This is a genomic window from Myxococcus sp. RHSTA-1-4 (genome assembly GCF_020037125.1).
GTDB lineage: Bacteria > Myxococcota > Myxococcia > Myxococcales > Myxococcaceae > Myxococcus.
On record NZ_JAIQDG010000019.1, the window covers coordinates 170815 to 196426 of the forward strand.

The window sequence follows — 25612 nt, forward strand, 5'->3', positions numbered from 1 at the left end:
GCCCGGGTGGGCGAGAGACCTCACGGGTCGGAGTTCCCCGGAAGGAGGGGACGCTCAGCCGGAGATGAGGGAGGCCTGCGCGGCGGCCACGGCGGCGCCGGGCTCGGAGCGGTGGCCGGCGGCGAGCAGGGCCCGCTCCACGGCGCCCACGGTGGCGAGCACGTCGGTGGGGCCCACGCGGTTCATGTGGCCCACTCGGAAGTAGCGCGTCTTCAGCTCCGGGTGGAGGCCGCCGGCGACGACGATGCCCTGGCCCTTCACCCGCCCCACCAGCGCCGCGTCCACGCCGTCCGGGTAGTAGACGGCGCTCAGGGTGTTGGCGGCCACGGCGTCCGACACGGGCAGCGTGCGCAGGCCCAGGGCGCGCCACGCGGCGCGGAAGGCGCGGGCCATGCGCTGGTGCCGTGCGAAGCGCGCCTCCATGCCCTCGGCGAGAATCTGCCCCAGGCTGACGTCCAGCGCACAGACGAGGTTGACGGGCGGGGTGGCGAAGTAGGCCGGCTTGCCCGCCTCGTACGCCTCCATGATGGGGAGCCACTCCGCCCAGTCCGCATAGACGCTGGCCACCGGCGCGCGGCGCTTGCGCCACGCCTCCATGGCCCGGGGCCCCACGGTGAGCAGCGCCAGCCCCGGCGGCACGCCCACCGCCTTCTGGCTGGCGGTGAGGTACACGTCCGCGCCCCACGCGTCCTGGTGGAAGGACTCGCCCGCGGTGGCGCACACGCCGTCCACCACCACCAGCACGCCGTGCTTGCGCCCGGCGCGCACCAGCGCCTCCACCGGCGCCAGCACCCCGGTGGAGGTGTCCACGTGGGTGACGGTCATCACCTTGAAGCCGCCGCGCGCCAGGTGCGTCTCCACCTCGTCCGCGGACGGAGCCTCGCCCGGAGGGGCGCCCACGTGCGTCACCTGCGCGCCGTGCCGCTCCAGGATTTTCGCCATCCGGTCGCTGAAGTAGCCGGTGTTCACCACCAGCGCGCGGTCTCCCGGCTCCACCAGGTTGGCGCCCGCCAGCTCCATGGCCAGCGTGCCGGAGCCGGACACCACGAAGGGCTGGCTGCTGGGAGCGAGGCACACCTCGCGCAGCCGCTTCAGCGCCCGGCCGAAGACGGTGATGAAGGCAGGGTCCGTGTGGCCGAGCGTGGGCGCGCCCAGCGCCTGCAGCACCTCCGGCTCGAACTCCACCGGCCCCGGAATCATCAGCAGGTCTCTCACGGTGTCACCACTCCTCTCGCCCGGGTCTGGCGCGGGCGGAGGTGCCCGCTGCCCCCTCGATGATATGGCGCGGACCGACTGTGCCCACCGGCCCCGGCCGCTGTCCACGGGGATGTGCGCCGGAATGCCGGACGCAGGCCGGACGTGCGAGGCGGCGTCCGCTCCGGAGAGCGCGAGAGCGCCTCGACGGCCGGAGGACGAGGCCCCGCGTCCACGACACGCATCGCGGGGCCACGGACGCCTTACAGCCGCACGAGCAGCTCGCGGAGGATGGAGAAGCCCTGCCGGAAGTCCTCCAGCCGGGCCTGCTCGTTGGGCGCGTGGTAGTACGCCATCTCCCCGAAGCCGGTGATTTGCACGTCACAGCCCTGGCGCTGCAAGTCCCTCACGAGCGGCAGCGAGCCGGTGAGCGAGAAGGGCGTGGGCGCCACGCCGCGCACCGCCAGCATCGCCTCCTTCAGCGACTGGAGCCCCGGCGAGTCCAGCCGGCAGGCGATGCCCTCCGTGCCGCCGCCCTGGAAGCGGAACGCCAGCGAGCCGCGCTTGCCCGCCGCGGTGCGGGTGCGCGGGAAGCCGGGGATGGGCTCGTCGCGCTCGAGGCGCGCATCCAGCTCGCGCACGAAGTCCGTCACCGCCCGCTGCACGTCCTTCATGTCGTAGAAGGGCGTGAGGCGGATGTCGCCGCGCAGGGTGACGTCGGCGGGAATCTTCGTCTCCTTCGTGTTGGGGCCCTCCACCACGGTGGCCTTGAGGCTGGACGAGGACAGGAAGCCCCACTTCTTCTCGTCCTCCGTGGGCGGGTAGTGCGCGTGGAACCAGCGGGCCAGCTCCAGCGACACGGCCATGGCCAGCTCCAGCGCGTTGACGCAGTTCTGTGGCATGCCCGAGTGCCCACCCACGCCCGTCACCTTCAGCTCCCACAGCGCGTTGCCGCCGGTGCCCAGCGTGGGGCCGAAGTTGGCGCTGTCCAGCCAGTACACCGGCTCGCCCATCAGCTCCTTCAGCCGTCCCTGCTGCGCCACGTAGCCCAGGCCCAGGCCCGGAAGGTCCGTGGACTCCTCGTTGGAGATGAGCACCACCTTCAGCGTGCGGCGCGGGCGCGTGCCCTTCTCCGCGAGCTGCGCCAGCAGGTCCGTGAGCACCGCCACGTGGCCCAGGCAGTCGGTGACGCCGCGCCCGTAGAGGACGCCGCCCGGGCCCTCCCACAGCGTGAAGGGGTCTCTCTCCCAGCCCTCGCCCTTCTGGTCCGCGGGCACGACGTCGAAGTGCGCGCCCACGAAGCCCACCGCGCCGGAGTCCGTGCCCTTCACGGTGAGCACCAGGCTGGGCCGCGCCTCGTTGCCCGGAGCCGCCAGCGACTCGGCCTGGATGAAGCCGCTCTGGATGTGCGGCGCCAGCGCGTCCAGCACCACCTGCGCGGCGAGCCGCTCCTCGGGCACCAGTCCGGCGCTGGGGTTGTTCTGCAGCCTCGGCGTCAGGGCGATGAGACGCCGGAGCACTTCCAGGAAGCGGTCTTCACGAAGCGAGAGCGCGTGCATGGGCGCGGATTGGAGCCCAGGCCTCCGGCGAAGTCACCGGAAACGGTGGGGCCCGCCGTTTCTATTTCCTGACGGGGAGCCCGGGGGTACACAGGCACCATGAAGACGGACACTGGGACGGTGGTGCTCGTGGGCTCCCGCGAGGAAATCCACATCAAGGAAGTGGCGCGCCGGCTGGCCGCCGAGGGCGTGGACGCCGTCGTGGTGGACACGCTGGCCTTCCCGGACGAGACGAAGGTGTCTCTCACGGATGACCTGGACGGCATCGTCGTGGACGGACGCCACGTGGGCCGGCCCGCCGCCGTCTACCTGCGCGGCCTGCACTCCAGCCCGCTGGCGTACATGGTGGACGCCCAGGAGGCCATGGACGAGGACTGGCGCACCACGCTCACCGCCTTCCGCGAGAAGGCCACCCTGCTCAACGGGCTCGTCGCCCGCTGGGAGCACCTGGGCGTGCCTCTCTACAATCCGGTCTCCAGCGATTGGATCATGCACAAGCCGGCGCAGCTCGGCGCGCTCAAGGCCGCGGGCCTGCCGGTGCCCCGGTCGCTGTGGACGAATGACCCGGAGGCGGTGCGCCGCTTCGCCGCGGGCCAGCGCGTGGCCTACAAGCCCGTCAGCGGCGGCGCCGCCACGCGAGAGCTCCTGCCCGAGGACCTCACCGACGAGCGGCTCGCCGCGCTGGCCGCCGCGCCCGTCACCTTCCAGGAGCTGCTGCCCGGCGAGGACATTCGCGTCTACGTGCTGGACGGGGAAATCATCGCCAGCCTGCGCATCGTCACGAAGGCGCTCGACTTCCGGCAGAACGAGGAGCGGCTGGAGCCCATCGAGCTGCCACCCGAGGTGGCCCGTGACTGCGTGAAGGCCTGCGAGGTGCTCGGCCTGCGGTGGACGGGACTGGACCTCAAGCGCGGACAGGACGGCGTGCTGAAGTTCCTGGAGCTCAACGGGTCGGCCATGTTCCTCGGCTTCGACGCGAGTGGAGGCACGGACGTGGCCGGCCACTTCACCCGGGCGCTGGCGCGCCACGCCCGGCGGGCGTAGCGGAGCTCACTCCCACAGCGCGGCGAGCACGGTGCGCGAGGCCCCCCACGCCAGCGCGCCGAGCACCACCACCAGCGTCACGGTGAAGGCCAGGGCGCGGTGCGGGCGCGGGTGCATCACCGCGCGCAGCTCGTCGGTGAGGGCGGGGTCGGCGTCCAGGTCGTCATCCCGGCGGGGCGGAGTCGAAGGCGTCATGGCTCAGCTCTGCTCCATCTGGTTCTCCACGAGCGAGCGGTAGCGCCCCCCCGGAATCGCCACCAGCTCCTCGTGGGTGCCCTCCTCCACCACGCGGCCCTTGTCGAGGACGACAATCTTGTCCGCGCGGCGCACGGTGGACAGGCGGTGGGCCACCACGACGAGGGTGCGTCCGGCGGCCTCGCGCTGGAGCGCCTCTGTAATCGCGCGCTCCAGCTCCGCGTCCAGGTGGCTGGTGGCCTCGTCGAGGAAGAGCACACGCGGGTCGCGATAAATCGCGCGAGCCAGTTGCAGGCGCTGCTCCTCGCCGCCGGACAGCCGCACGCCGGCCTCGCCAATCTTCGTCTTCAGCCCGTTGGGCAGGGCGAGCAGCTCGTCCAGGCACGCGGTGCGCGCGGCGTACAGGACGCGGTCCATGTCCGGGTGGTCGTCGCCCAGGGCGATGTTCTCCGCCAGCGTGCCGTCGAAGATGTCCGTCTTCTGGAACACGAAGGCCACCGAGCGGCGCAGGGCGGTGGGGTCGAAGGACTCGATGGGCTGGCCGTCGTACAGGACGCGGCCCTGCTGCGAACGGTAGAGGCCGTAGAGCACCTGGGTGAGCGTCGTCTTGCCCGCGCCCGAGCGGCCGACAATCGCGGTCATCTTCCCCGCGGGAATGGTGAAGCCGATGTCCTCCAGCACGGCCGGCTCGTTGGGCGAGCCGTAGCGGAAGGTGACGCCCTCCAGCGTGATTTCCGGCGCCCGCGAGAGGGCGCCCGTGGTGGGCACCGTGTCGTCGCGCAGCTCCGGCTCCGCGTCGTAGACGATGTCCACGCGGCGCAGGGAGATGAACACGTCCTGGAGCTGGTGGATGAACATCACCAGGTTCTGCATGGGCGCCAGCACCAGCCCGAGGATGGAGAGCGTGGCCACCATCTGTCCCAGCGTGAGCTGGCCGGCGAGCACCAGGTGCGCCTCGTAGACGAGGATGCCCACGTACACGGACTGGTTGACGAACATCGCGCCGGAGTTGTGGAGGGTGTCGTGCAGCCAGATGTCGCGCCCGGCCGCGACCTCGCGGGCCTGGAGCTTCTCCCAGCGGGCGCGGGCCTGGCGCTCGGCGCCGCAGGCCTTGAGCGTCTGGATGCCGCCGAGCATCTGCATCTCCAGCCGGCTGGTGTCCGCCGCGGCGCGGAAGCGCTGCTGGTCCAGCACCGTGCGCCGGGGCATGAGCAGCAGCGTCCACACCGTGTACACCGCCGCGCCGGCCAGGAAGATGCCGAAGACGGTGGCGTCGTAGAGGAAGAGCACCCCGCCGTAGCCCAAGAGCATGACCAGGTCGAGCAGCACGGACACGGACGCGCCCTGGAGGATGCGGCGGATGCGCTGGTGGTCCTCGATGCGCTGGAGCAGGTCGCCCCGGTGGCGCCGGGCGAAGAACGTCACCGGCAGGGACAGCAGGCGCTTCCAGAACTGCGCGAGCAGCAGCACCGAGTAGCCGCTGGACAGGAGAAAGAGGCCCGTGCCGCGCGCCACCGCCACCAGCACCTGGGCGACGAGGAGCACGCCCAGGCCCACGCCCACGGCGGTCAGCAGCGTCACGTTCCGGCCGCCCACCGCCTTGTCCACCAGTCCCTGGATGAGGAAGGGCTGCGCGAGCGCGAGCCCCTGGAGGAGCACGGTGGTGAGGAGCACCTGGAACAGCAGCAGGCGGTAGCGCAGCAGGCCCCGGCCGAAGCGCTTCAGGCCGCCACCGCGCTGGGGCTCGGCGGGCGTGCCGGCGCTTTCGACGGGGCGGTAGAGGGCCTCGGTGGGCTCCAGGGACAGGAGGATGCCGTTCCAGTGCTCACCGAGCCGCGCGCGGGGGATGCGGCGCAGGCCCAGCGCGGGGTCGCCGATGAGGGCCTCCTTCGGCGTCAGCTTGTAGAGGACGACGAAGTGGTTCTCCTCCCAGTGGATGATGCCGGGCAGCATGGCGCGGCCCTCTTCGTCATCCAGGTCGAAGAAGTCCTCCACGTGGAAACCGCGGGCCTTGAAGCCCAGCTTCTCCGCGGTGGTGTACAGGTCCACCAGGGTGGTGCCGGTGGTCTGCACATGGGCCAGCTCCTTCAGCGCGGACAGCTCGTGCCGGCCACCGTGGTAGGCGGAGAGCATCTCCAGGCAGGCGGGGCCGCAGTCGGCCTCCTCGAGCTGGCGGCGGAGCGGGTACGGTTGCAGTGCGACGGCGAGCCGGGAGCGAGGCACGGGCGAGTCGGTATCACGCTGGAGTGACAAGGCATACAACCGACCGGGCGCGAAGGGGATTCGCGGTGGGCGGGTCCTGAATGTCCCGGGTCCGCCCGCCTGGTCCGGGTGAAATGGGCGGCTCAGTCCGGATACGGACCAAAGGCCCGAGTGTGGCTACGCGAGGGGGAAGAATGCCCGCGTTCCCCGCCCCCTGGGGAGCGTGGGCCTGCCATGCGGCCTGTCCCTCCTCCCGGCTGGAACAGGATGTACGGGCGCCGGCAGACTACCGGTCGTGGCTCGAGCGCGTCCGCCGCCGCGCTTCACCGGGCGGAAGCGGCCCCGTGCGCCCCATGGCAGCGCTTGAACTTGCGCCCGCTGCCGCAGGGGCACCCGTCGTTGCGGCCCGCCCGGGCGAACGCCCGCTGCCGGTGCTCGGCGTCCTCCCGCGCGTAGAGCTGGCGAATCTCCGACGGGGCCCGGTCGCGCTGGAGCAGCCCGGCCATGATGCGCATGGGCCTGTCGGCGTGCGTGAAGAACAGCTTGTAGCCCGCGCACAGGTAGTTGAGGCCGGGCTCGCCGCCGGGCGTGGAGATGAAGCGCTCGCGCGGACAGCCGCCATTGCAGGCGAAGCGCACGGGGCACTCGCGGCAGTAGCGCGGCAGCGTGTCCTGCTTGTCCCGGCCGAACTTGCGCTGCTTCTCCGAGGCCACCATCCGGGCCATGGACGTGTCACGAATGTTGCCCAGGAGGTGGTCCGGCTCCACGTAGTGGTCGCACGAGTAGAGGTCGCCGTTGTGCTCCAGCGCGAGCGCGTCGCCGCAGGTGGGCGAGAAGATGCACAGGCTGTACTGCCCCACGTGCGCGCCGAGCGCCGCGTCGAACATCTGCACGAACACCTCGCCGACGTCGCGGCGCACCCACTCCTCGAAGATGGCGATGAGAAAACGCCCGTACTGCTCCGCGCCCACGGAGCGCTCCGTGACGCGGTTGCCGGCCTCGCGCTCGACGATGGGAATGAACTGGAGGTGGCGCGCGCCCAGCTCGTCCCGGAAGAAGCGGTACACCTCCAGCGGGTGCTCCGCATTGGCGGCGTGGACGGTGCACAGGATGTTGAACGCCACCCCGTGCCGCTGGAGAACCGCGAGCCCCTGCATCACCTGCTCGAAGGTGCCCGCGCCGCCCTTGTTGACGCGGTAGGCGTCATGCAGCTCGCGCGGGCCGTCCACGCTCAGCCCCACGAGGAAGCCGTGCTTCTCGAGGAACGCGCCCCACGCGTCGTCCAGCCGGGTGCCATTCGTCTGGAGGGAGTACCTCACCCGCTGGCCCGGCCGCCGGTACTTCTCCACGTACTCCACCGAGCGCTCGAAGAACTCCAGCCCCATCAGCGTCGGCTCGCCGCCCTGCCACGCGATGTCGACCTCGGTGTCGCCGTGGCTCTCCAGGAGCTGCTGGACGTACCGCTCCAGCACCTCGTCGGACATGCGGAAGGTGCTGTTGGGGTAGAGCCGCTCCTTGGACAGGAAGAAGCAGTACTTGCAGTCCAGGTTGCACACCGCGCCCGTGGGCTTGGCGAGCAGGTGGAAGGCTTGCGGCGCGCCGGGCGAGTCGTGGGACATGCGCGCTCCTACTGCCGGGCCATCGCGACCTTGAAGAGCTCCTCCCGCGAGACGAAGTGGTCGAAGTCCTCCTTGCCCTTGTCGAGCTGCACCCACTTCACCCGGCCGGTGAACCTGCTGTCGCCGTCGTGGAAGCCCTCGGCCACGGGCGAGCCCATCTCCACGCCCACGTCGGTCGTCTCGTCGGCGGAGAAGATGTTGTACAGGGTCTTCTCCAGCCGGCCGCGGCCCACCTTCTTGCCGTCGACGTACAACGTCACGTCGCCGCCCTTGCCCAGGCCGCCGCCGTCGTACTTGAACTCCATGCGGACCTGGTGCGTGCCCGGCGTCAGCTCGCGGTCGGAGTCGACGTAGTCCCGGCGCAGCCCGCCGTAGTTGTAGCAGTAGGACAACCGGCCCCGGCGCATGAAGAGGCACCAGCCGCCGAACATGCCGCCCTGGGTGATGATGATGCCGCTCGCGCCGCCCTCCGGTATCTCCACCTCGGCGGTGACGGAGTGCGACTTGTTCTTCATGTTCAGTACCGAGTTCTCGCTGAGCCGCCGCATGGAGCCCGAGAGAACCTGCGAGTCGCCATGGATGAGCTCCGGCCGCCCGGCGAAGTCCGAGTTGAAGCGCTCGGGGCCGCGGTCATCCAGCGGCAGCACGTAGTACTTGGAGGCCTCGATGAGGAAGAGCTGCTGCAGCTCGCGCAGCTTGTCCGGCTGCTCGGCGGCGAGGTCGCGCGCCTGCGTCCAGTCCTTCGTGGTGTCGTAGAGCTCCCAGACGTCCTTCTCGAGGCTCACCTCCGGGGCAGCCGCCCACGGGACGCGGTGCTTCGTCACCGCCGTCCAGCCCTGGTGGTAGATGCCGCGGTTGCCGAACATCTCGAAGTACTGTGTTTCATGCCGCTCCGGCGCCTTCGCGTCGTCGAAGCTGTAGCGCATGCTCACCCCTTGCATCAGGGTCTGCTGCACGCCGTGGACCAGCACCGGCTGGGGCAGGTTCGCGGCCTCCAGAATCGTGGGCGCCACGTCGATGACGTGGGTGAACTGCGAGCGGACCTCGCCCTGGGCCGAGATGCCGTTGGGCCAGTGGACGATGCAGCCGTTGCGCGTGCCGCCGTAGTGCGAGGCCACCTGCTTGGTCCACTGGTAGGGCGTGTCCATGGCATGCGCCCAGCCCACCGCGTAGTGGTTGTAGGCCTCGGGCGTGCCGAGCTTGTGCATGTTCTGGATGAGGTACTCGGGTGTCTCCACGCCCAGGATTTCGTTGAAGAAGAGGTTCTCGTTGAGCGAGCCGCTGAGGGTGCCCTCGGCGGAGGCGCCGTTGTCCCCAAGGATGTAGTAGACGAGCGTGTCCCCCAGCAGGTGCATCTTCTCCAGCGAGTCGATGAGCCGTCCCACGTGGAAGTCCGCGTACTCAAGGAAGCCCGCGTAGACCTCCATCTGCCGCGCGAGCACCGGCTTGAGCTTCTCCGGCATGTCCTCCCAGGCGGGGATTTCCTTGGGGCGCGGGGTGAGCTGGGCGTCCTTGGGGATGACGCCGAGCTTCTTCTGCCGCGCGAAGATTTCCTCACGCAGCGCATCCCAGCCCGCGTCGAAGCGGCCCTTGTACTTGTCCGCCCACTGCTGGGGCACGTGGTGCGGCGCGTGGGTGGCCCCCGGGGCGAAGTAGACGAAGAAGGGCTTGTCCGGCACGAGCACCTTCTGCTGCCGCACCCAGTCGATGGTCCGCTCCGTCATGTCCTCCATGAAGTGGTAGCCCTGCTCCGGCGTGCGGTCCGGTTCAATGGGCGACGTGTTCTCGTAGAGGGCCGGGTACCACTGGTTGGTTTCCCCCCCGATGAAGCCGAAGAAGTATTCGAAGCCGGAGCCGGTGGGCCACCGCTCGAAGGGCCCCACCGGGCTCGTCTCCCAGACGGGCACCTCGTGGCACTTTCCGAACTGCGCGGTGCTGTAACCGTTGAGCTTGAGAATCTCCGCCACCGGCGCGCAGTGGTTGGGGCGCACGCAGCTGTAGCCCGGCGAGGAGGTGGCGAGCTCCGTAATCCCGCCGAAGCCCACCGCGTGGTGGTTGCGGCCGGTGAGGAGCGCGGCGCGCGTGGGCGAGCAGAGCGCCGTGGTGTGGAAGCGGTTGTACTTGAGGCCCTTCGCCGCCAGGCGCTCCGCGGTGGGCGTGTTCACGACGCCGCCGAAGGCGCTGGAGGCACCGAAGCCCACGTCGTCCAGCAGGATGACGAGGACGTTGGGCGCGCCCTTCGGAGGCCGCAGCGGGACGATGGGCGGGAACTTCGCGCTCGGGTCCCTGGCGTTGAACGGACGCACGCCCTGGTAGGGCTGGTCCGGGATGGGGAGGACCTCGCGCTGGAGTCCTTCGTTGGGAGAAGCCGGCCCCCCATTCCCCGCCTGCCGCTGCTTTCCGTTCTTCTTCATGCCCCGCCCTCCTCTGGAAGGCGGAAGTTAAAGCTCGCGAGGCCCCGGACCATTACCCCGTGGGACACACCGGCATGAGATTCAAGACGTTGCGAGGGCCCTGCTTCTTCCCGGCGGCTACGGCCCCGGAGTCTCCACCGGAGCCGTCCCGGGCTTCTCCTCCTTCTGGGGCTCGCCAATCTTCTCCAGGTCCTCGCGGTTGTTCAGCGAGAAGCGCACCAGCGCCCGGAGGATGCGGTTGCGCTTCACGTTGCCCAACACCTCGCGCAGGTCCTCGTACACCGTCGGGTCGCTGATGAGCCCGCCCACCGTGCCCTCCCCCTTGGCCACCGTGGCGGTGATGTCCTTCAGGTTCTCCGCCGCGTTCCCCAGGTCCGCGAACATCCCGCTCGCGTCGCCGTACACCAGCTGGTGCACCGCCCCGTTCGGACTCTTCTTCGCGTCCTCGATGAGCCCCGCCAGCTGTCCCGCCGCCGCGCCCAGCTCGCGCAGGGCCGTCGCGCCCTCGTCGCCGTAGATGAGCGCGTGCGCCGTGCCGTCCCCCGTGCGCACCTCGCGCAGCAGCGCTTCCAGGTGCCCCACCGCGCTGTCCACCCGCACCGCCGCCTGGGACGCATTCGCCAGCAGCGTGCGCACCTCGCGGCCCGAGGCCCTGTCGTAGATGAGCGCGTGCAGCGCGCCGTCGCCCTTCTCCACCTCCTCCAGCACGGCCCGCAGCGAGGCCATCCCCCGTGCCACGTCCTCCGCCAGCGCCGGGTCCCCGTACGCCTGCGCCGCCGCCCGCAGCGACTCGCTGATGGCCAGCGTGTTCTCCATCACCTGCCCCGCGCTGTCGAGCAGCGCCGAGAGGTCCCCGCCCGCCGACGACTTCAGCACCCCACCCGGCTCCACCGGCGGCGCGTCCGGCCCCCCCAGCGAGATGTCCACCGCCTTGTCCCCCAGCACGCCCATGCTCGTGAGCTGCGCCACCGAGTCCGTCCTCACGCGGTCCGTGTACCTCCGCGCGACCTGGAACCGCACCTCCAGCCGCGGGTCCCTCGGGTCCGGCGAGAAGTAGATGCCCGTCACCCGCCCCACCTTCAGGCCGCCGAGCCACACCGGCGACTCCTCGCTCAACCCCTGCACGTTGCTGAAGTAGGCCCGGTACACCGTCTGGCGCTCGAAGAGGCGTGACTCCTCGCCGATGAAGAAAATCACCACGCCCGCCACCGCCATGCCGATGGCCACGAAGATTCCGGCGCGCAGCGCCAGCCGCCGCTGCCCCGAGGCGGAGGTGAACAGACTCATGACGCGCCTCCCGGGACGAGCTCGGCGCGGCGCGCGTCCAGGAAGGCGCGCACCTCCGGCACCGTGGAGCGCCGCATCTCCTCCCGCGTGCCCACCTGGACGATGCGCCGGTTGGCCAGCATCGCCAGCCGGTCCCCCACCGTGAAGGCGCTCACCATGTCATGCGTCACGACGATGGAGGTGACGCCGAGCTTCGTCTTCATCGAGTTGATCAATTCGTTGATGGACTGCGTCGTCACCGGGTCCAGTCCCGTGGTGGGCTCGTCCCACAGGATGACCTCCGCGTCCGTGGCGATGGCCCGCGCCAGCCCCACCCGCTTCTTCATGCCCCCGGACAGGTCCGACGGCATCAGCCCCTCCGTGCCCGGCAGATTCACCAGCGCCAGCTTCTCCGCCACCCGCCGGCGCAGCTCCTCCTCCGGCATGTCCGGGAAGTGCTCGCGCAGCGGGTACGCCACGTTCTCCGCCACCGTCAGCGAGTCGAACAGCGCCGAGCCCTGGAACACCATGGCCACGTGCCGGCGCACCCGGATGAACTGCTCCTCCGAGAAGCGCATCAGGTCATGCCCCTGGAAGAGGATGCGCCCGGTGTCCGGCCGCAACAGGCCGATGAGGCACTTGAGCAGCACGCTCTTGCCCGTGCCCGAGCCCCCCATCACCACCAGCGTCTCCCCCGCGCGCACGTCCAGCTCCACGTCGTCGAAGACGTGCTTGGGGCCGAACGCCTTCGTCAGGTGCTCGAAGTGGATGAGCTGCTCGCCCGGCGTGGGCTTGTGGAAGTCGAAGACGTCGGACTCCTGGCGGCGGGCAAGACGCATGGGGCCTCAGAAGTACAGCGCCAGCTTGGTGATGAAGAAGTCGGCCAGACACACCGCGACGGACGTCACGGCCACCGTCTGCGTGGTGGCTCGGCCCACGCCCTCCGTTCCGCCCTCCACGGTGAGGCCCTTGAAGCAGCCCACCAGCCCGATGATGACGCCGAACACCGCGCCCTTGAAGACGCCGGAGAGGAAGTCCTCCATCAGCACCGCGTCCAGCGCGCCCTGGAAGAACAAATCCAACGTCAGCCCGTACTGGAGGCGCACCACCAGCGCACCGGCCACCAGGCCGACGACGTCCGCGAACACGGTGAGCACCGGCATCACCAGCAGGCACGCCAGCACGCGCGGCACCACCAGCTTGCGCAGCGGGTCCGCGCCCAGCGCGCGGATGGCGTCCACCTGCTCCGTCACCGTCATGGAGCCCAGCTCCGCCGCCATGCCGCTGCCGATGCGCGCCCCCACCGTGAGCGCGGTGAGCACCGGCGCCAGCTCGCGGAACAGCGTGAGGATGACCACGCGCCCCACCGTGTACTGCACGCCGAAGCGCGCCAGGAAGTAACCGAACTGCAGCGAGATGACGAGCCCGGCGAACGTCGCGGTGAGCAGGGCGATGGGCAGCGAGCGCACGCCCAGCGACTCGGTGTGGTAGACGAGCGCGCCCCAGTTGTAGGGCGGGCGCACCGCGCGGCTGAAGACCTGGCCCGTCATCAGCGCCAGCGCCCCCAGCGACTCCAGGCGCACCTTCGCGCGAAGCACAGACCCCAGCCGCCGCTCCGGCAACGCCGCTCCGCCGGCCTCCACCTGCGGCGTCATGAGCGGCGCTCCGCTTCGAAGCCGGCCAGCACCCCGTCGAAGTCCGCCATCCGCTCCTCCGCGAGGCCCGGCGGCGCCACGTAGGAGAAGTCGAACACGCAGTTGTCCTTCTTCAGCACCACCAGCTCGAGCTGCACCGGCACGCCGTCCAGCTTCGCCAGGTACCGGCTGCGCAGGGCCTCGCGCCCGGCCAGGGGGACGAGCCGCTGGGACACCTCCTGGCGCTCGGTGAAGCCCGCCAGCAGGTGGCGCGTGAGCACCGGCAGCGGCGGGTCGTCATGCCCCTCGCACGTGGCGTTGATGGAGAGCGCGCGGCCGGTGCCCTCCTCGGAGAAGGCCAGGTCGTTGCCCTCCAGCCACACGCGGTGCCAGGACTCCGGCAGCTTGCCCACGCGGTAGCGCACGGCGGGCTTGGTGAGCACGGAGTCCTCGAAGCTCACACGGCGGCAGCCCGCGAGGGGCGCGACCAGCAGGAGCAGCAACAGTATCCGTGGCATGGCACCGTTCTTCGTGTGTCTCTCCCGACCCTGTGCGGGCAGTCATGCGCCAGCGAAGGCGTCCCTGCAAGGTCTTCCATGTGGGGAAACGTCCACTGTCACACCTCGGCGCATTCCCGCGCGGGGGGCCGTGCATGTCCGTCCGCCACGTCTCCGGTCAATCACGACGGGCCTCCGGCCGAGGGGAGTCCCCCGCCGCCGCGCCGGTTCCCATCTTCTTCCCAGCAACCCGGCACGGGAATGCGGAGGCATGCGAGGGGCCCTCCCGTTTCCCGCTCCCTCCCCTTCAGGAGGAGCGGCTCCGGGTGGGGAGGACATGATGGACGGCGGACTCGCGGTATTCGGCTTCGGTCTGTTCCTGCTGGGAATCGCCAACCTCTACGCGCGCACCTCCTACTGGTTGGCGTGGGTGCTGCTGGTCATCTCGCTGGTGTCCATGGGGGTGGCCTTCAGCGAGTCGAAGCGGCTGCGCGAGATATCCCTGGGCCTGGGCGTGACGCTGCTGGTGCTGTCCGTGGTGGCCATGGCCACGGGCACGCCGTGGTGGCTGTCTCTCTTCACCTTCGTGTTCGCCGTGGCGTACGGCCTGCTGTGGGCGGAGTACCGCTACGCCTTCTTCGGACACATCAGTCCCGAGGAGGCGGCGGCCCACGAACGGGCCCACCAGGAGCGGCGCTTCCACGTGCACTGGCCCTGGCACCGGCGCCGCGCCATGCCCTGAGTCAGGACTCGGGCGGGGGCGACTGCTCGCCGCCGCGCACCACCACCTGCCCCGCGTGGACGGAGAGCCAGAGCGTGTCCTCCGCCGCCGCGGCGCGCACCAGGGAGCCGTCCGTGGTGGTGAGGAACACCTGCGCGCCGCTCTTCGCCAGGTAGTTCATCAGGTACGCGTTGCGCTCCGGGTCCAGCTCGCTCGACACGTCGTCCAGCAGCAAGAGCGGCAGGAAGCCCATCGCGGCCTCCAGGTTCTCGATTTCGGCAATCTTCCAGCCGAGCACCAGCGCCCGCTGCTGTCCCTGGCTCGCGTACGCCCGGGCACTGCGCCCGCCCAGCGTCACCGACACGTCGTCCGCGTGCGGCCCCACCGACGTGAAGCCCCGGTCCAAATCCCTGCGGAGGCGCTCGTTCAGTGACTCGCGCAGCGCCGCGGCCAGCGCCGCCTCGTCCGCCGTGGCGAAGTCGCCTCCCAGGTGCGCCGGGTGGTAGCCGTACGAGGCCGGGTCCACCGTGCGGCCAATGGACGCGAAGGTGGCCTGCGCCCGGGGCGCCAGCTCCGCCATCAGCGCGCGCCGCCGCGCGTAGATGCGCGCCCCGGCCTTGGCCAGCGTCTCGTCGTACGCCTCCAGGTACGCGGCCTCCACCGCGTGGCCCTCGCGCAGCAGGCGGTTGCGGTTCTTCAGGGCGCGCGCGTACTCGCGGCTCTCGCGGAGGAAGGCCGGGAAGCGGTTGAACACCGCGCGGTCCAGGAAGGTCCGCCGGGCATCCGGCCCGCCCTTCACCACCTCCAGGTCATCCGGCGTGAAGGCCACCACGGAGACACCGCCGAAGTACTCCTCCAGGCTGGGCGCCTTCTTCCCGTCCACGAAGGCCTGCCGTGTGCCACCGCCCACCTCGACGGAGATTTCGCGCTCGGCTCCCTTGAGGAGGAAGCGGCCCGTCACCCGCGCCGTCTGGGTGCCCCAGCGGACCAGCTCCGACAGGCGGCCCGCGCGCAGCGGCTTGAGGGTGGCCAGGAAATAGAGGGCCTCCAGCAGGTTCGTCTTGCCCTGCCCGTTCTGCCCCACGGCGATGGTCGCGTGGGCGCTGGGCAGGAGGTGGACCTGGGGGAGGTTGCGGAAGTCCTGGACTTGGAGCGCGAGGAGGCGCACGGCCTCCTCCGTATAACCTCCTCCGCGCCCTCGCGGGGACCTATCTCACTTCACCGTCCCGAGCCGGTAGACGGCGCCCGTCCGGGTGAAGAGCAGGAGGGCTGCCCGGCCCACCTCGGGGGCAGCGGCAGGCGCACCTCGCCCCAGCGCCACCGGAAGGCTCCCGGCGTCAGCGGGAGGTCGAAACCTCTTCGATGGCCGGCTCCATGAGCACCTCCGCGGTGATGCTCTGCCCGATGAAGCAGTACTTGTGCGCCTTCTCGAACATCTCCCGCACCTTGGCGGCATCCGTCCCCGGCGCCACGCGGATGGTGGGGGCCAGCCGGACCTTCGTCACCCGCGTCACCTTGTCCACCGTGTCGATGGCGACGGTGACGTGGTCCTCGTAGCCGCGCACGTCCAGGCGCACCTTCTTCGCCAGCGCCAGGAACGTGAGCATGTGACACGTGGACAGCGAGGCCCCGAACAGGTCCTCGGGATTCCAGCGCGTCTCGGTCCCTCCGTACGGGCCCGCGGAGCTGACCGCGATGTCGTGCTTGCCCGCGGTGCTGACCACCGCGTCACGGCTGAACTCGGAGGCCGTGGAACCCTCCCATCGAAGCTGCAGCGGAAACTCGTGCAAGGCCTACCTCCCGGAATGACGGAACGTCACGGGCACCATAGGCCGTCCCGGCGCCATTGCACGCAAGCGCCCCGGCTTCACGTCGTCCAACTTATGAAGCCTGTACGACGGCCTCCACCGGCAGGAGCGGCAGCTCCACGAAGAACGTGGCGCCCTCGCCGGGCTGGCTCTCCACGCGGATGGTGCCGCCCATGGCCTCGATGAGCGTGCGCACCACGTACAGCCCCAGCCCCAGGCCGCCGTAGTGCCGCTCGGACACGGCGCGCTCGAACTTCTGGAAGATGCGCGCGTGCGCGGCGGCGTCGATGCCGATGCCCTCGTCCCGCACCCACAGCCGCGCGTGCCCCTCCCGCTCCTCCACGTGCAGGTGCACGGGCCGGCCCGCGCCGTACTTGAGCGCATTGGACAGGAGGTTGGAGACCACCTGCTCCAGCCGCAGCCGGTCCCAGCTTCCCACGCACGGGCCCGCCAGCCGCAGGTCCAGCGCGCACCCGGCCCGCTCCGCCTCCGGCCCGAAGCGCGCCGCCACCTCCTGGACGAGCGCGGCCAGGTCCACCTCCTCGCGGTGGATTCGCAGCCGCCCGGTGCTGATGCGGGACACGTCCAGCAGACCGTCGATGAGCTCCGCCAGCCGCGCCACCTGCCGCTTCATCGCCGCCACCTCCCGGCCATGCCGGCGCGCCAGCGAGGAGTCCGGGTCCGCGTCGATGGCGCGCGCCAGCGCATGCAGCCGCAGCCCCAGCGACGTCAGCGGCGTCTTCAGCTCGTGGCTGGCGACGGACAGGAACTCGTCCCGCGCGCGGATGGCCTCCTGCAGGTGCCGCTCCACCGTCTTCAGCCGGGTGATGTCCAGGAAGGGCATCACCACCCTGGCGGGGTGCCCGTGCATGGCGGGCAGCGTCTCCGAGGAGACGCTGAGGAAGAAGTCGCCGGCCTGCGTGTGCCAGCTCACCTCCAGCGCGTCCAGCCGCTCGCCGCGGGCCACGCGGGCGGCGGGCAGCTCCTCCTTGCCGAGCCGCCGGCCCTCCATGTCCGTGACATGGAACAACTCACCGAACGCCGAGAAGGGCACGTCCTTCGGAATCACCCTTCCGTGGAGCCGGTCCGCCGCGGCGTTGGAGAAGGTGAGGTCCCCCGTGCCCGGCTCCACCATCACCACCGGGATGGGCATCAAATCCAGCACCGCCTCCAGCCACTTCTGCTGGTGCTCCACCGCCTGCCGCGCCAGCACCTGCTCCGTCACGTCGAAGGCGAACGTCACCAGGCCGTCCACCCGGCCCCGCTCGTCCCGGAGCGGCTCGTAGATGATGTTCCAGAACCGCGTCTCGACCCGGCCCTCGTAGTCGAGCGTGACGGGATACTCCCGCGCGACGGCCCGCTCGCCCGTCTCCAGCACGCCCCGGTGGAGGCTCACCAGGTCCGGGGACAGGCCGGGAATCGCCTCCAGCAGCGTGAGGCCCACCAGCTCGCGCCCACCCATGAGCGTCTGGAGGAGCGGGTTGGCGAACTCCAACCGCAGCTCCTCGCCGCGCAGCACGTTGATGGCCACGGGGGCCTGGGTGAAGACGCGGTAGAGCTTCTGCCGCTCCGCGTGCTCCGCCTCGCGTGCCGCCAGCTCCGCCGTCATGTCCTTGTAGGCGATGGCGACGTGGCTCACCTCGCCACCGCTCGGCGCCAGCGGGAAGCAGTGGCAGGAGATGGCGACGCGGTTGGCCTGCTTCACCTCGACGTGCTCGAGCTGCCGGACGTCGTACCAGAAGACCGGCGTCTGCACCGTCTCGCCCGCGAAGACGCGCCGGAAGAGGTCCGAGACCCCCATCCGCGCGAGGAGCTCGTCGCGGAAGACGTTGTACTCGGGCGGAGGCTCCGAGCCGAACATCTCCCGGTAGGCGGGGTTGATGAGCAGGCAGTGGCCATCGGCCGAGAAGACGGCGTAGGGCACGGGCGAGTGGGTGAAGAGTCCCTCCAGCAGGGCGAGCGGGTCCGGCACGGAGGCGAGCTGCTCTCGCAGCGGGCGCGTCCCGGACGAGGCGCGCGACAGGGCCCCCGAGCGGGCACGCCCCCGGCCTCCTGTATGTTTTGGTCCCCGACCGCTGTGCGTCTTCGCCACCAGGACGGCGTAGCAGAGCCGGTGGGGCCCTGCACAGTCCGGGTCCGGGAATACCGGCTGCCCGCCCGCCGGCTCGCGTGACGGGCATCCCGCTTGACGCGAGACGCACCCGACATGATGGCGCCGTGCGTCGCGATGGCGCGAATGAAGGCTGGCGTGCGGGAGGGCCCATGCCAGGATGGATGGGCCATGGCGGAGCCCCTCAAGACCTTCTTCAACGCCCGGCTCGTCGAGCGCCTCGCAACGGCGCTGCACGGTGCCTCCAAGAGCTTCCCCCGCGAGACGTTCGTCCGCGAGGCCTCCACCGGCCTGGAGGGCCACGAGCTGCTCGGCCGCGCGCGGCACATCTCCGAGGCGATGCACCGCGCGCTCCCCCGGGACTACCCGGGCGCGGTGGACGTGCTGGTGCGCTCGCTGGGGCCGGAGCTGGAGCGCACGGAGGGCTCGGGCATGGAGGTGTTCTTCTACCTGCCCCACGTCCTCTACGTGGCCGAGCACGGGCTGGAGCACTTCGAGGAGTCCATGCACGCGCAGTACGCGCTCACGCGGCGCTTCACCGCGGAGTTCTCCATCCGCGCGTACCTGGAACGCCACCCGGAGAAGACGCTGGCCCGCCTGCGCCAGTGGGCGGAGGACAAGAACGTGCACGTGCGGCGGCTGGTCTCGGAGGGCACGCGGCCCCGGCTGCCGTGGGCGCCCCGGCTGCGCGCGTTCCAGAAGGACCCGAAGCCCGTGCTGGCGCTGCTGGAGCTGCTGAAGGACGACCCGGAGCTGTACGTGCGCCGCTCGGTGGCGAACAACCTCAACGACATCGGCAAGGACCACCCGGACGTGCTGGTCCAGGTGGCGAAGGCGTGGATGAAGGACGCGCCGCCCGGGCGGGAGTGGCTCATCCGCCACGCGCTGCGCTCGTCCATCAAGCGCGGGGAGCCCGCGGCGCTGGAGGTGGTGGGAGCAGGGAAGCCCTCCGGCATCGAGGTGCGCGCGACGGCGCTGCCGAAGCGCGCCACGCTGGGCGGCACGGTGGACGTGCGCTTCGAGGTGGCCAACCGCTCGCGCAAGAGCCAGGCGCTGGTGGTGGACCTCGCGGTGCACTTCCAGAAGGCCAATGGCGCGGCGCGGCCCAAGGTGTTCAAGGTGAAGGCCCTCACGCTGGAGCCCGGCCAGACGGAGGAGGTGGGCAAGCGTGTCTCCTTCGAGCAACTCACCACGCGGCGTCACTACCCCGGCCCGCACCGGTTCGAGGCCCTGGTGAATGGCCAGGGCATGCCCCTGGGCGTGGTGGACGTCACCGGGTGAGCCGCGCCGCACCTCTGGAGATTCATGCAGGCCCAGGTCGTCAGGTTGGAGCAGGGAGAGGTGGGCCCGCGCGTCGCGCTGAAGACGCCGGGCGGAGTCATCTGGGCCTACTGGCGCGGAGACCCGCCCACGCGCGGGCAGTACACGGACGTGGAGCTCGCCATCACCCGGGTGCTCACCTGGGGCGAGGAGCTGGAGCAGGTGTCCGCGGCCCAGGCCGCCGAGCCCACGCTGGGTTGTCTCGACGGGACGCTCGAAGCGGTGGACGCGGAGGGGACGGTGACGCTGCGCGTGGGCTACGCACAGGTCATCCTCTCCGCGCGCGGAACCCCGCCCGCGCCCGGCAGCCACGTCCGGCTGCGCAACTGCGAAATCACCGCGTACCCGACGCACCTGTAGCCGGGTGGAGGCCGCGCCTCAGCGCGGCCCGAGCGTCTTCACCAGCTTGTTGTACACGCCCATCACCAGCAGCGGCGTCACCCACAGGCCCACGAAGCGCGAGGCCCGCTCGCGGCGGCTCAGCTCCAGGCCCAGCGACGCGGCCATCGCGCAGAAGCTGGCGAAGAGGAAGACGTGCGACGGCACCTTGGCCGTCTGCTGCTCCAGCAGGCGGGTGAGCGAGCCCTCGGCGTGCTCGGCACGCACCACCGGAGGCGCCATGTACTCCTTCTCCGAAGCCTCACTCGCCGGGTTGACGTCCATTCCCATGCTCCCTCCCTGAGCGGGCAGGCGGGCCCGCGCCAAATCCCCTCCGTCCGGAGCCCGGCGGCGCCATGCAGCCGGCCGGAGCGGTCCCCATCATGGTGGGGCCGAGCACGAGGAAGGGCGAGATGGCGAGCGCATCGACGGAGACCGAGGGCAACCAGGGAGGCGGCCTCCTGCTCCCCGAGCAGGGCGCGGGGCCGCTGCTGCAACGCGATTACTGGGCGGTCATCAAGGGCTGCCAGCACCCGCCGTCCACGGTGATGAACTGGGTGGCCCGCCGCTTCCCGGAGTTCGCCCCCGCGGAGCTGTGCGTCTTCAACCGCACGGGCGAGTCATGCGAGGGCGAGCCACTGGAGCCGGGTGACGAGCTGACGGTGAAGATTCAGGGCGCCGGCACCTTCGGCGTGCGCGTCATCCACAAGGACGCGCAGAGCCTCACGCTCGCCACCCTGCCGGGCCACCCGGAGGCGGGGCGAATCACCTTCGGGGCGTACCGCAACGACCACGGCGACGTCATCTTCCACATCCGCAGCCGGGCGCGCTCCGGCTCGCTGTTCCACTACGTGGGATTCGTCGGCGCGGGTGAGGCGATGCAGACCAACACCTGGACCGAGTTCGTGCTGCGCGTCGCCGTCACCGCCGGGGAGGGCGTGGTGGGCGTCATCCACGCGGACACCACGGAGCTGGAGGACGAGCCCGAGGGCTCGGACCCGGAGCATGACCCGACGTTCCTCGCGAAGGGAGACGCGGCGCATGATTGAGTGGCGGTGGCGCTCCGGCTGGACGGAAGAGGAGCTGGTGCCCCGGCTGGAGCGGGCCCGCGCGCTGCGGCGCAACTTCACCGAGGGCGCCGGGGAGATGACCCTGGAAGCGGGCTGGAGCCAGGTGCACTCCGTGGGCACGCTGGGCCACGAGCCGCCCGGGCCCCCCCGGCCCGACGGCATCTTCGAGCGCTCGCGGCGGGTGCTGGACACGTTCGACTTCTCCGACCCGCGCATCGTCCGCTGGCACTTCTCCACCGAAGAGCCGCTGCGCGGCCGCACGGTGCTGCTGGAGCTGAAGTCCCTCAACCAGAAGCTGCGCTACCTGTGCGCGGTGCGCGTGGGCGGCACGCGCCTGGAGCACGACGAGAAGTACAGCATCTACGGCTTCAGCTTCGAGACGCTGCAAGGGCACATCGAGTCGGGGCGCGAGTGGTTCCTGCTCAAGAAGGACCACGACACCGGCGAGGTGCGCTTCCACATCGAGGCGAGCTGGCGCCCGGGCGAGTTCCCCAACTGGTGGAGCCGCGTGGGCTTCAGCAGGGTGGGGCCGCGCTACCAGCGCGCATGGCACCGGCTGACGCACGTGCGCCTGCGCGAGCTGACACGGCACCGCCCGGACCTGGTGGGCCAGCCGGCGCGGCGCGGAAAGCTGGAGCACTCCGGACACGCGCTGGGGCTGGGGCCCGTGCGGTTCTACTCGCAGCGGGCGCCGGGCCGACGGAAGACGCAGGTGGACGAGGAGGTGGAAGCCGTGAATCGAGGACTCATTCTGACTCCGTTGGGGCTGGGCGTGCTGGCGGGAATGCGGAGCATGAGCGCGCCCACGCTGGTGAGCCGGCGGCTGTCCCAGGCGCCGGGCGGCCCGAGGACGGCCCCGCTGTCGGTGGCACTGTCGAAGCCGTGGGTGCCGAAGGTGCTGGGCGTGCTCGCGCTGGGCGAAGTGGTGGCGGACAAGCTGCCGAAGACGCCCGCGCGCGTGAAGCTCCTCCCGCTGGCGGGCCGGGTCTTCACGGGCGTGGTGGCCGCGGCCTCGTCGGTGGCGGGCCAGAAGCGGAGCATCGTGGCGCTGGCGGCGGTGCTGGGCGGCGCGGCGGCGGTGGCGTCGACCTGGGCCTTCTACTCGCTGCGCACGGTGGCCACGAAGCGCTACCGCGTCCCCAACGTGGCGGCGGCCTTCGCGGAGGACGCCCTGGTGGCGGCCCTGGCCTCGCGGCTGATGCCGGTGGTGGAGGCGCGCGCGTAGCCGGACGTCCACGCCTGACGGTGACGGCGGCGTGGACCGTGGACGCCGCCGGTTCGCCACGGGTGAGGTGGAGGGCTCGAGAACGGAGCGGGGCCCGACTCCACCTCGGAGGACAGGGCGCTCAGCGCCCACGCGATGCGGCGGTCCGCGCGGCGTGGACCAGCGCGGCCAGGTCCTTCACGTCCGCGCCCACGTCCGCCGCCGGAGGCTTCGCCCGCGCGGGTGAGAACAGGCGCGCGGGCGTCTGCGCCTGACCGCGCAGGAGGATGAACAGGCGCAGCGCGTCCCGCAGGCGCTCCACGTCTGCCCCCTCTTCGCCCCGGGCCCGCTGCGCCGCGCTCCACAGCCGCACCCACGCGGCCTCCTCGTTCCACGCCCCCGAGGGACGCTCACGGGACAGCGCCGCCAGCTCCGCCGCCAGCGCGAACAGTCCCGCGCGGCCCTCACCGAAGGCGTCACACGCCTCCAGCTTCGCCTCGCGAGGCTCTCCCTGCGCGGAGCCCTCACGTCTCGCCAGCCACACGAGCAGCTCCGGCACCTCCGACTCCCCCGGCACCACCGGAGCCAGCCGCGCCTCCAGCAACGCGCGCAGCCGGGCCCGCGCGACGCCGGACCAGAACGCCGCGTGCAGCAGCAGCTCCGGCCCGCTCCGGGGCACCTGGAGCGGCGCGCGCGGCGCCCGCCGCTCCAGGAACTCCTTCACCCGGCCACTCGTGTCGAAGTGCTCCAACCTCCGCCACAGCGCCGCCAGCGCGGACTCCGCCAGGGGCAGGGCGCGCCGCAATTCGTCCGCCTCGGCCACGGTGAAGGGCAGTGCCCCTGGCGGCGCGGGGCGCTTGAAGACGCGCTCGAACACCTCGGCGGCGGCGCACGCGGCGCGCAGCTCCGGCAGGTTGCGGGGCAACAGCTCCACCGCCCGCGCCCAGGTGCGCCGGCCCAGCAGCGGCCCCGCCTCCAGCACCACCTCTTCCAGCTTCAGCAGCGCCTCGCCGAGCGTCGCCGGGCGCTGTGCCTCCGGCAGCCGCTTGAGCGCGGCGTGCCGCACGGCCTCGCGCAGGCGCTCCACCTCGGCCATCAGCTTCACGGGAGCGGCGTGGTGGGGCCAGCCCTCGGCGGCGGCTCGGCGCTTCAGCGCGGCCAGCGCGGCATCCACCTCCGGCTGGGCCTGGGCCACCTCGCGCAGCAGCTCGAAGTGGGCACGCACCCGGTCCTTCCAGAAGAAGGCCTCCAGCATGCCCCGCAGGGCCCGGTAGCGCAGGCGCGTGGCCTCCAGGAGGTCCGCGCGGTCCTCCAGCCGTGCACGCAGGTTGTCCGGATGGGTCGCCACGCCTCCACTATACGGAGGCGCCCGGCGGCCGGCAGGCCCCCGGCCCTCGCGGACCCGCGCGAGTGAACGGTGCGGATCCACGAATGCGCCGATGGCTCACGTCGAAACGGCTCAGACGCGCATCGGCATGACGACGGCGGTGAAGCTGCGGTCGCCGGGGGCGTGCAGGACGCCCGGGCTGTGCTCGTCACCCAGCTCGAAGGAGACCTCGTCCGTGTCGGTGACGCCGAGCACGTCCATCAGGTAGCGGGCGTTGAAGCCGATGGTGATGTCGTTGCCGCGGTAGGCCAGCTCCAGCACGTCCTTGGCCTCGCCCAGGTCCGGGTTGCTCGCGGTGATGAGGAGCTTGTTCTCCTCCAGGCCGATGCGCACCGCGTTGCTCTTGTCCGCCGACAGCAGGGCGATGCGCTTGAGGCCCTCCAGGAAGCGCACCTTGGGCACCAGGACGACCTTCTCACCCTCCTTGGGGATGACGCGCTGGTACTCGGGGAACTGGCCGTCGATGAGCCGCATCACCATGGACAGGCCCGGCTTCTTGAAGAGGGCCGAGTTCTCCGCGAAGCCCAGGTGGCACTCGGCGTCCGGGGCCTCGTCGAGCAGGCGCTTGAGCTCCATCAGGCCCTTGCGGGGGATGATGACGCCGCCCTTGAGCTTGAAGTCACCCGGCATCTCCCGCTCGATGAGCGACAGGCGGTGGCCGTCGGTGGCCACCATGCGGACCTTGCCGCCGGACTGGGGCTCGAAGAAGACGCCGTTGAGGATGTAGCGCGTCTCGTCGCTGGAGATGGCGAACTGCGTCTTCTTGATCATCTCCAGGAGGGTGTTGCCGCCCACCTGCACCATGGGCGCGCTCTCCTCCTTGGGCAGCTTGGGGTACTCCTCGGCGGCCATGCCGACGATCTTGAAGTGCGCCGAGCCGCTGGAGATGTCGACGTAGTTGTTGGCCAGCTTCTTGAGCGTGACCTGCGCGTCCGGGAGGTTCTGGACGATGTCGAAGACGTACTTGGCGCTGAGGGTGACGGCGCCCGTCTTGATGACCTCGGCGGGGTGCTCGGAGACGACGCCGATGTCCAGGTCGAACGCGGTGACGGTGATCCCGCCCTTGTTCGCGTTGACGAGCACGTTGGCGAGGATGGGCATCGTCGTCTTGCGCTCCACGATGCCCTGGGCGCGGTGGAGGGCCTTCTTCAGCTCGTCGGCGGCGATGCGGAATTCCATCGGAAGGTGTCCTTACAGGTCGCGGCCCGTCGGGCCGATCAACGAGGCCGGATGTAGCCCCTGACCGGTAGGACGTCAATGAACGCGGGGCCCCCAATTTCGCCACTGTCCACGCCCATGCGGGCAGCGCAGCCACTCCCAGTCTCCCTGCCCAGAAGTTCAGGTAATCCCCTTCTATCTGACCGCCAGTCACCACCCCTGGAGACATGAGCGGACTGGCTCCTACCTTCAAGGCGGAGGACACTGCCGTCCCACCCCATCCGGAGCCCCCATGACTGTCCGCCCGCTGCTCCTCGCCGCCCTGGCCCTCGGCTTCGCCGCCGGGTGCAACAACAAGCCGCCCGCCCACACCGCCCCCCCGACGAGCGAGCCCGGCACCACCGCCGCCGCGCCCGAGACCCGGCCCGCGGAGACGCCCCCGGCGAACGAGCCCGGCACGGCCGCCGCCCCCGCCCCCGCCCAGCCCGAGGTGAAGCCGGGTGAGAGCGCCGTGTACATCGTCCGCGACAGCGGCATCCGCTGCATCGCCCCGCCCTGCCCCTCCTACACCGCCACCCGCGTGGACAAGCCGGGCACGGACGCCCTCCTCATCCACGAGCTGGACCTGGCCGCGGTGGCCGGCGACTCCGAGGAGCGCATGCAGTCCCTGACGATGCAGACGACACAGGCCGAGGGCCTGAAGGTGGAGGCCACGCTGGAGACGCGGCCCAAGGCCGGCCCCGCGGGCGACGCCACCGTCCTGCGCGTCAGCAAGCTGAGCAACTGAGCCGCCGGGCCACTCGAGGGCCCGCGTCTCACTCACGAGGGCCCG

General features: G+C 71.0%; 23 protein-coding genes. 7 read left to right on the plus strand and 16 right to left on the minus strand.

Features of this window, described 5'->3' with window-relative positions:
* Positions 1–54: 54 nt before the first annotated feature.
* A complete protein-coding gene (locus K8638_RS25450) occupies positions 55–1215 on the minus strand; it encodes an alanine--glyoxylate aminotransferase family protein (protein WP_223757209.1) in 1161 nt (386 codons plus the stop codon).
* A gap of 242 nt (positions 1216–1457) precedes the next feature.
* On the minus strand, positions 1458–2753 hold the full coding sequence (locus K8638_RS25455) for a M20/M25/M40 family metallo-hydrolase (RefSeq protein WP_223757210.1): 1296 nt from the start codon (positions 2751–2753) through the stop codon (positions 1458–1460).
* Between the two features lie 99 nt (positions 2754–2852).
* On the opposite strand from K8638_RS25455, the gene K8638_RS25460 reads away from it, so the two are divergent.
* Positions 2853–3797 carry a RimK family alpha-L-glutamate ligase gene (locus K8638_RS25460; protein ID WP_223757211.1) on the plus strand — a complete coding sequence of 315 codons (945 nt, stop codon included), beginning with the start codon at positions 2853–2855 and terminating at the stop codon, positions 3795–3797.
* 6 nt (positions 3798–3803) lie between these two features.
* Here K8638_RS25460 and K8638_RS25465 read toward each other — a convergent pair whose 3' ends face one another.
* The 8 genes from K8638_RS25465 to K8638_RS25500 form a co-directional block, all read right to left on the minus strand.
* The gene (locus K8638_RS25465; RefSeq protein WP_223757212.1) at positions 3804–3992 is read right to left on the minus strand and encodes a hypothetical protein; all 189 of its coding nucleotides are present in this window, start codon (positions 3990–3992) and stop codon (positions 3804–3806) included.
* A 3-nt stretch (positions 3993–3995) separates the two neighbouring features.
* A complete protein-coding gene (locus tag K8638_RS25470) occupies positions 3996–6245 on the minus strand; it encodes a peptidase domain-containing ABC transporter (protein WP_223757213.1) in 2250 nt (749 codons plus the stop codon).
* A gap of 272 nt (positions 6246–6517) precedes the next feature.
* Positions 6518–7813, minus strand: a complete 1296-nt coding sequence (locus K8638_RS25475) for an anaerobic sulfatase maturase (protein ID WP_223757214.1) — start codon at positions 7811–7813, stop codon at positions 6518–6520.
* Positions 7814–7821: 8 nt separating this feature from the next.
* Positions 7822–10227 (minus strand): arylsulfatase, encoded by a 2406-nt coding sequence (locus K8638_RS25480; protein WP_305071191.1) that lies wholly within the window; start codon positions 10225–10227, stop codon positions 7822–7824.
* A gap of 117 nt (positions 10228–10344) precedes the next feature.
* On the minus strand, positions 10345–11514 hold the full coding sequence (locus tag K8638_RS25485) for an MlaD family protein (RefSeq protein ID WP_223757215.1): 1170 nt from the start codon (positions 11512–11514) through the stop codon (positions 10345–10347).
* Complete coding sequence (locus K8638_RS25490; RefSeq protein ID WP_223757216.1) at positions 11511–12332, minus strand: ABC transporter ATP-binding protein; 822 nt, start codon at positions 12330–12332, stop codon at positions 11511–11513. Before K8638_RS25490 ends, K8638_RS25485 begins: the two co-directional genes overlap by 4 nt.
* A 6-nt stretch (positions 12333–12338) precedes the next feature.
* Positions 12339–13148, minus strand: coding sequence for an ABC transporter permease (locus K8638_RS25495; RefSeq protein ID WP_223757217.1), 810 nt, complete (start codon positions 13146–13148; stop codon positions 12339–12341).
* Positions 13145–13645 carry a hypothetical protein gene (locus tag K8638_RS25500; RefSeq protein ID WP_223757218.1) on the minus strand — a complete coding sequence of 167 codons (501 nt, stop codon included), beginning with the start codon at positions 13643–13645 and terminating at the stop codon, positions 13145–13147. Before K8638_RS25500 ends, K8638_RS25495 begins: the two co-directional genes overlap by 4 nt.
* Positions 13646–13961: 316 nt before the next feature.
* Here K8638_RS25500 and K8638_RS25505 point away from each other — a divergent pair, with 316 nt between their 5' ends.
* A complete protein-coding gene (locus tag K8638_RS25505; protein WP_223757219.1) occupies positions 13962–14366 on the plus strand; it encodes a hypothetical protein in 405 nt (134 codons plus the stop codon).
* Between the two features lies 1 nt (position 14367).
* Here the strand turns inward: K8638_RS25505 and K8638_RS25510 are convergent, their stop codons facing one another.
* From K8638_RS25510 to K8638_RS25520, 3 genes are all read right to left on the minus strand, one after another.
* Positions 14368–15513 carry a DNA replication/repair protein RecF gene (locus K8638_RS25510; protein ID WP_223757220.1) on the minus strand — a complete coding sequence of 382 codons (1146 nt, stop codon included), beginning with the start codon at positions 15511–15513 and terminating at the stop codon, positions 14368–14370.
* 169 nt (positions 15514–15682) lie between these two features.
* Complete coding sequence (locus K8638_RS25515; protein WP_223757221.1) at positions 15683–16135, minus strand: OsmC family protein; 453 nt, start codon at positions 16133–16135, stop codon at positions 15683–15685.
* A gap of 91 nt (positions 16136–16226) precedes the next feature.
* Positions 16227–18125 (minus strand): PAS domain-containing sensor histidine kinase, encoded by a 1899-nt coding sequence (locus K8638_RS25520; RefSeq protein WP_223757222.1) that lies wholly within the window; start codon positions 18123–18125, stop codon positions 16227–16229.
* A gap of 309 nt (positions 18126–18434) precedes the next feature.
* Here K8638_RS25520 and K8638_RS25525 point away from each other — a divergent pair, with 309 nt between their 5' ends.
* Complete coding sequence (locus K8638_RS25525) at positions 18435–19544, plus strand: DNA alkylation repair protein (protein WP_223757223.1); 1110 nt, start codon at positions 18435–18437, stop codon at positions 19542–19544.
* A gap of 24 nt (positions 19545–19568) precedes the next feature.
* Entirely contained in the window at positions 19569–19943 is a 375-nt protein-coding gene (locus K8638_RS25530) for a hypothetical protein (protein WP_223757224.1), read from the plus strand.
* 18 nt (positions 19944–19961) lie between these two features.
* Here K8638_RS25530 and K8638_RS25535 read toward each other — a convergent pair whose 3' ends face one another.
* Entirely contained in the window at positions 19962–20252 is a 291-nt protein-coding gene (locus K8638_RS25535) for a hypothetical protein (protein WP_223757225.1), read from the minus strand.
* 122 nt (positions 20253–20374) lie between these two features.
* Between K8638_RS25535 and K8638_RS25540 the strand changes: the two genes are divergently transcribed.
* Both K8638_RS25540 and K8638_RS25545 read left to right on the plus strand, forming a co-directional pair.
* Entirely contained in the window at positions 20375–21010 is a 636-nt protein-coding gene (locus K8638_RS25540; protein WP_223757226.1) for a DUF1990 family protein, read from the plus strand.
* Positions 21003–22256 carry a DUF1990 family protein gene (locus tag K8638_RS25545; protein WP_223757227.1) on the plus strand — a complete coding sequence of 418 codons (1254 nt, stop codon included), beginning with the start codon at positions 21003–21005 and terminating at the stop codon, positions 22254–22256. The genes K8638_RS25540 and K8638_RS25545 overlap by 8 nt, the downstream gene beginning before the upstream one ends.
* A gap of 121 nt (positions 22257–22377) precedes the next feature.
* Here K8638_RS25545 and K8638_RS25550 read toward each other — a convergent pair whose 3' ends face one another.
* A complete protein-coding gene (locus K8638_RS25550) occupies positions 22378–23583 on the minus strand; it encodes a hypothetical protein (protein WP_223757228.1) in 1206 nt (401 codons plus the stop codon).
* Positions 23584–23694: 111 nt separating this feature from the next.
* A complete protein-coding gene (dnaN, locus tag K8638_RS25555) occupies positions 23695–24801 on the minus strand; it encodes a DNA polymerase III subunit beta (protein ID WP_223757229.1) in 1107 nt (368 codons plus the stop codon).
* A gap of 271 nt (positions 24802–25072) precedes the next feature.
* On the opposite strand from dnaN, the gene K8638_RS25560 reads away from it, so the two are divergent.
* Positions 25073–25567 (plus strand): DUF6748 domain-containing protein, encoded by a 495-nt coding sequence (locus tag K8638_RS25560; protein ID WP_223757230.1) that lies wholly within the window; start codon positions 25073–25075, stop codon positions 25565–25567.
* Positions 25568–25612 lie beyond the last annotated feature (45 nt).

Excerpts from the sequence above, each read along its gene's own strand:
- K8638_RS25530 (WP_223757224.1), top strand. The coding sequence starts at position 19,569 with ATGCAGGCCCAGGTCGTCAGGTTGGAGCAGGGAGAGGTGGGCCCGCGC.
- dnaN (WP_223757229.1), bottom strand. The coding sequence starts at position 24,801 with ATGGAATTCCGCATCGCCGCCGACGAGCTGAAGAAGGCCCTCCACCGC.
- K8638_RS25455 (WP_223757210.1), bottom strand. The coding sequence starts at position 2,753 with ATGCACGCGCTCTCGCTTCGTGAAGACCGCTTCCTGGAAGTGCTCCGG.
- K8638_RS25545 (WP_223757227.1), top strand. The coding sequence starts at position 21,003 with ATGATTGAGTGGCGGTGGCGCTCCGGCTGGACGGAAGAGGAGCTGGTG.
- K8638_RS25480 (WP_305071191.1), bottom strand. The coding sequence starts at position 10,227 with ATGAAGAAGAACGGAAAGCAGCGGCAGGCGGGGAATGGGGGGCCGGCT.
- K8638_RS25500 (WP_223757218.1), bottom strand. The coding sequence starts at position 13,645 with ATGCCACGGATACTGTTGCTGCTCCTGCTGGTCGCGCCCCTCGCGGGC.
- K8638_RS25560 (WP_223757230.1), top strand. The coding sequence starts at position 25,073 with ATGACTGTCCGCCCGCTGCTCCTCGCCGCCCTGGCCCTCGGCTTCGCC.
- K8638_RS25505 (WP_223757219.1), top strand. The coding sequence starts at position 13,962 with ATGATGGACGGCGGACTCGCGGTATTCGGCTTCGGTCTGTTCCTGCTG.
- K8638_RS25465 (WP_223757212.1), bottom strand. The coding sequence starts at position 3,992 with ATGACGCCTTCGACTCCGCCCCGCCGGGATGACGACCTGGACGCCGAC.
- K8638_RS25495 (WP_223757217.1), bottom strand. The coding sequence starts at position 13,148 with ATGACGCCGCAGGTGGAGGCCGGCGGAGCGGCGTTGCCGGAGCGGCGG.
- K8638_RS25535 (WP_223757225.1), bottom strand. The coding sequence starts at position 20,252 with ATGGGAATGGACGTCAACCCGGCGAGTGAGGCTTCGGAGAAGGAGTAC.
- K8638_RS25475 (WP_223757214.1), bottom strand. The coding sequence starts at position 7,813 with ATGTCCCACGACTCGCCCGGCGCGCCGCAAGCCTTCCACCTGCTCGCC.
- K8638_RS25540 (WP_223757226.1), top strand. The coding sequence starts at position 20,375 with ATGGCGAGCGCATCGACGGAGACCGAGGGCAACCAGGGAGGCGGCCTC.
- K8638_RS25490 (WP_223757216.1), bottom strand. The coding sequence starts at position 12,332 with ATGCGTCTTGCCCGCCGCCAGGAGTCCGACGTCTTCGACTTCCACAAG.
- K8638_RS25460 (WP_223757211.1), top strand. The coding sequence starts at position 2,853 with ATGAAGACGGACACTGGGACGGTGGTGCTCGTGGGCTCCCGCGAGGAA.
- K8638_RS25525 (WP_223757223.1), top strand. The coding sequence starts at position 18,435 with ATGGCGGAGCCCCTCAAGACCTTCTTCAACGCCCGGCTCGTCGAGCGC.
- K8638_RS25485 (WP_223757215.1), bottom strand. The coding sequence starts at position 11,514 with ATGAGTCTGTTCACCTCCGCCTCGGGGCAGCGGCGGCTGGCGCTGCGC.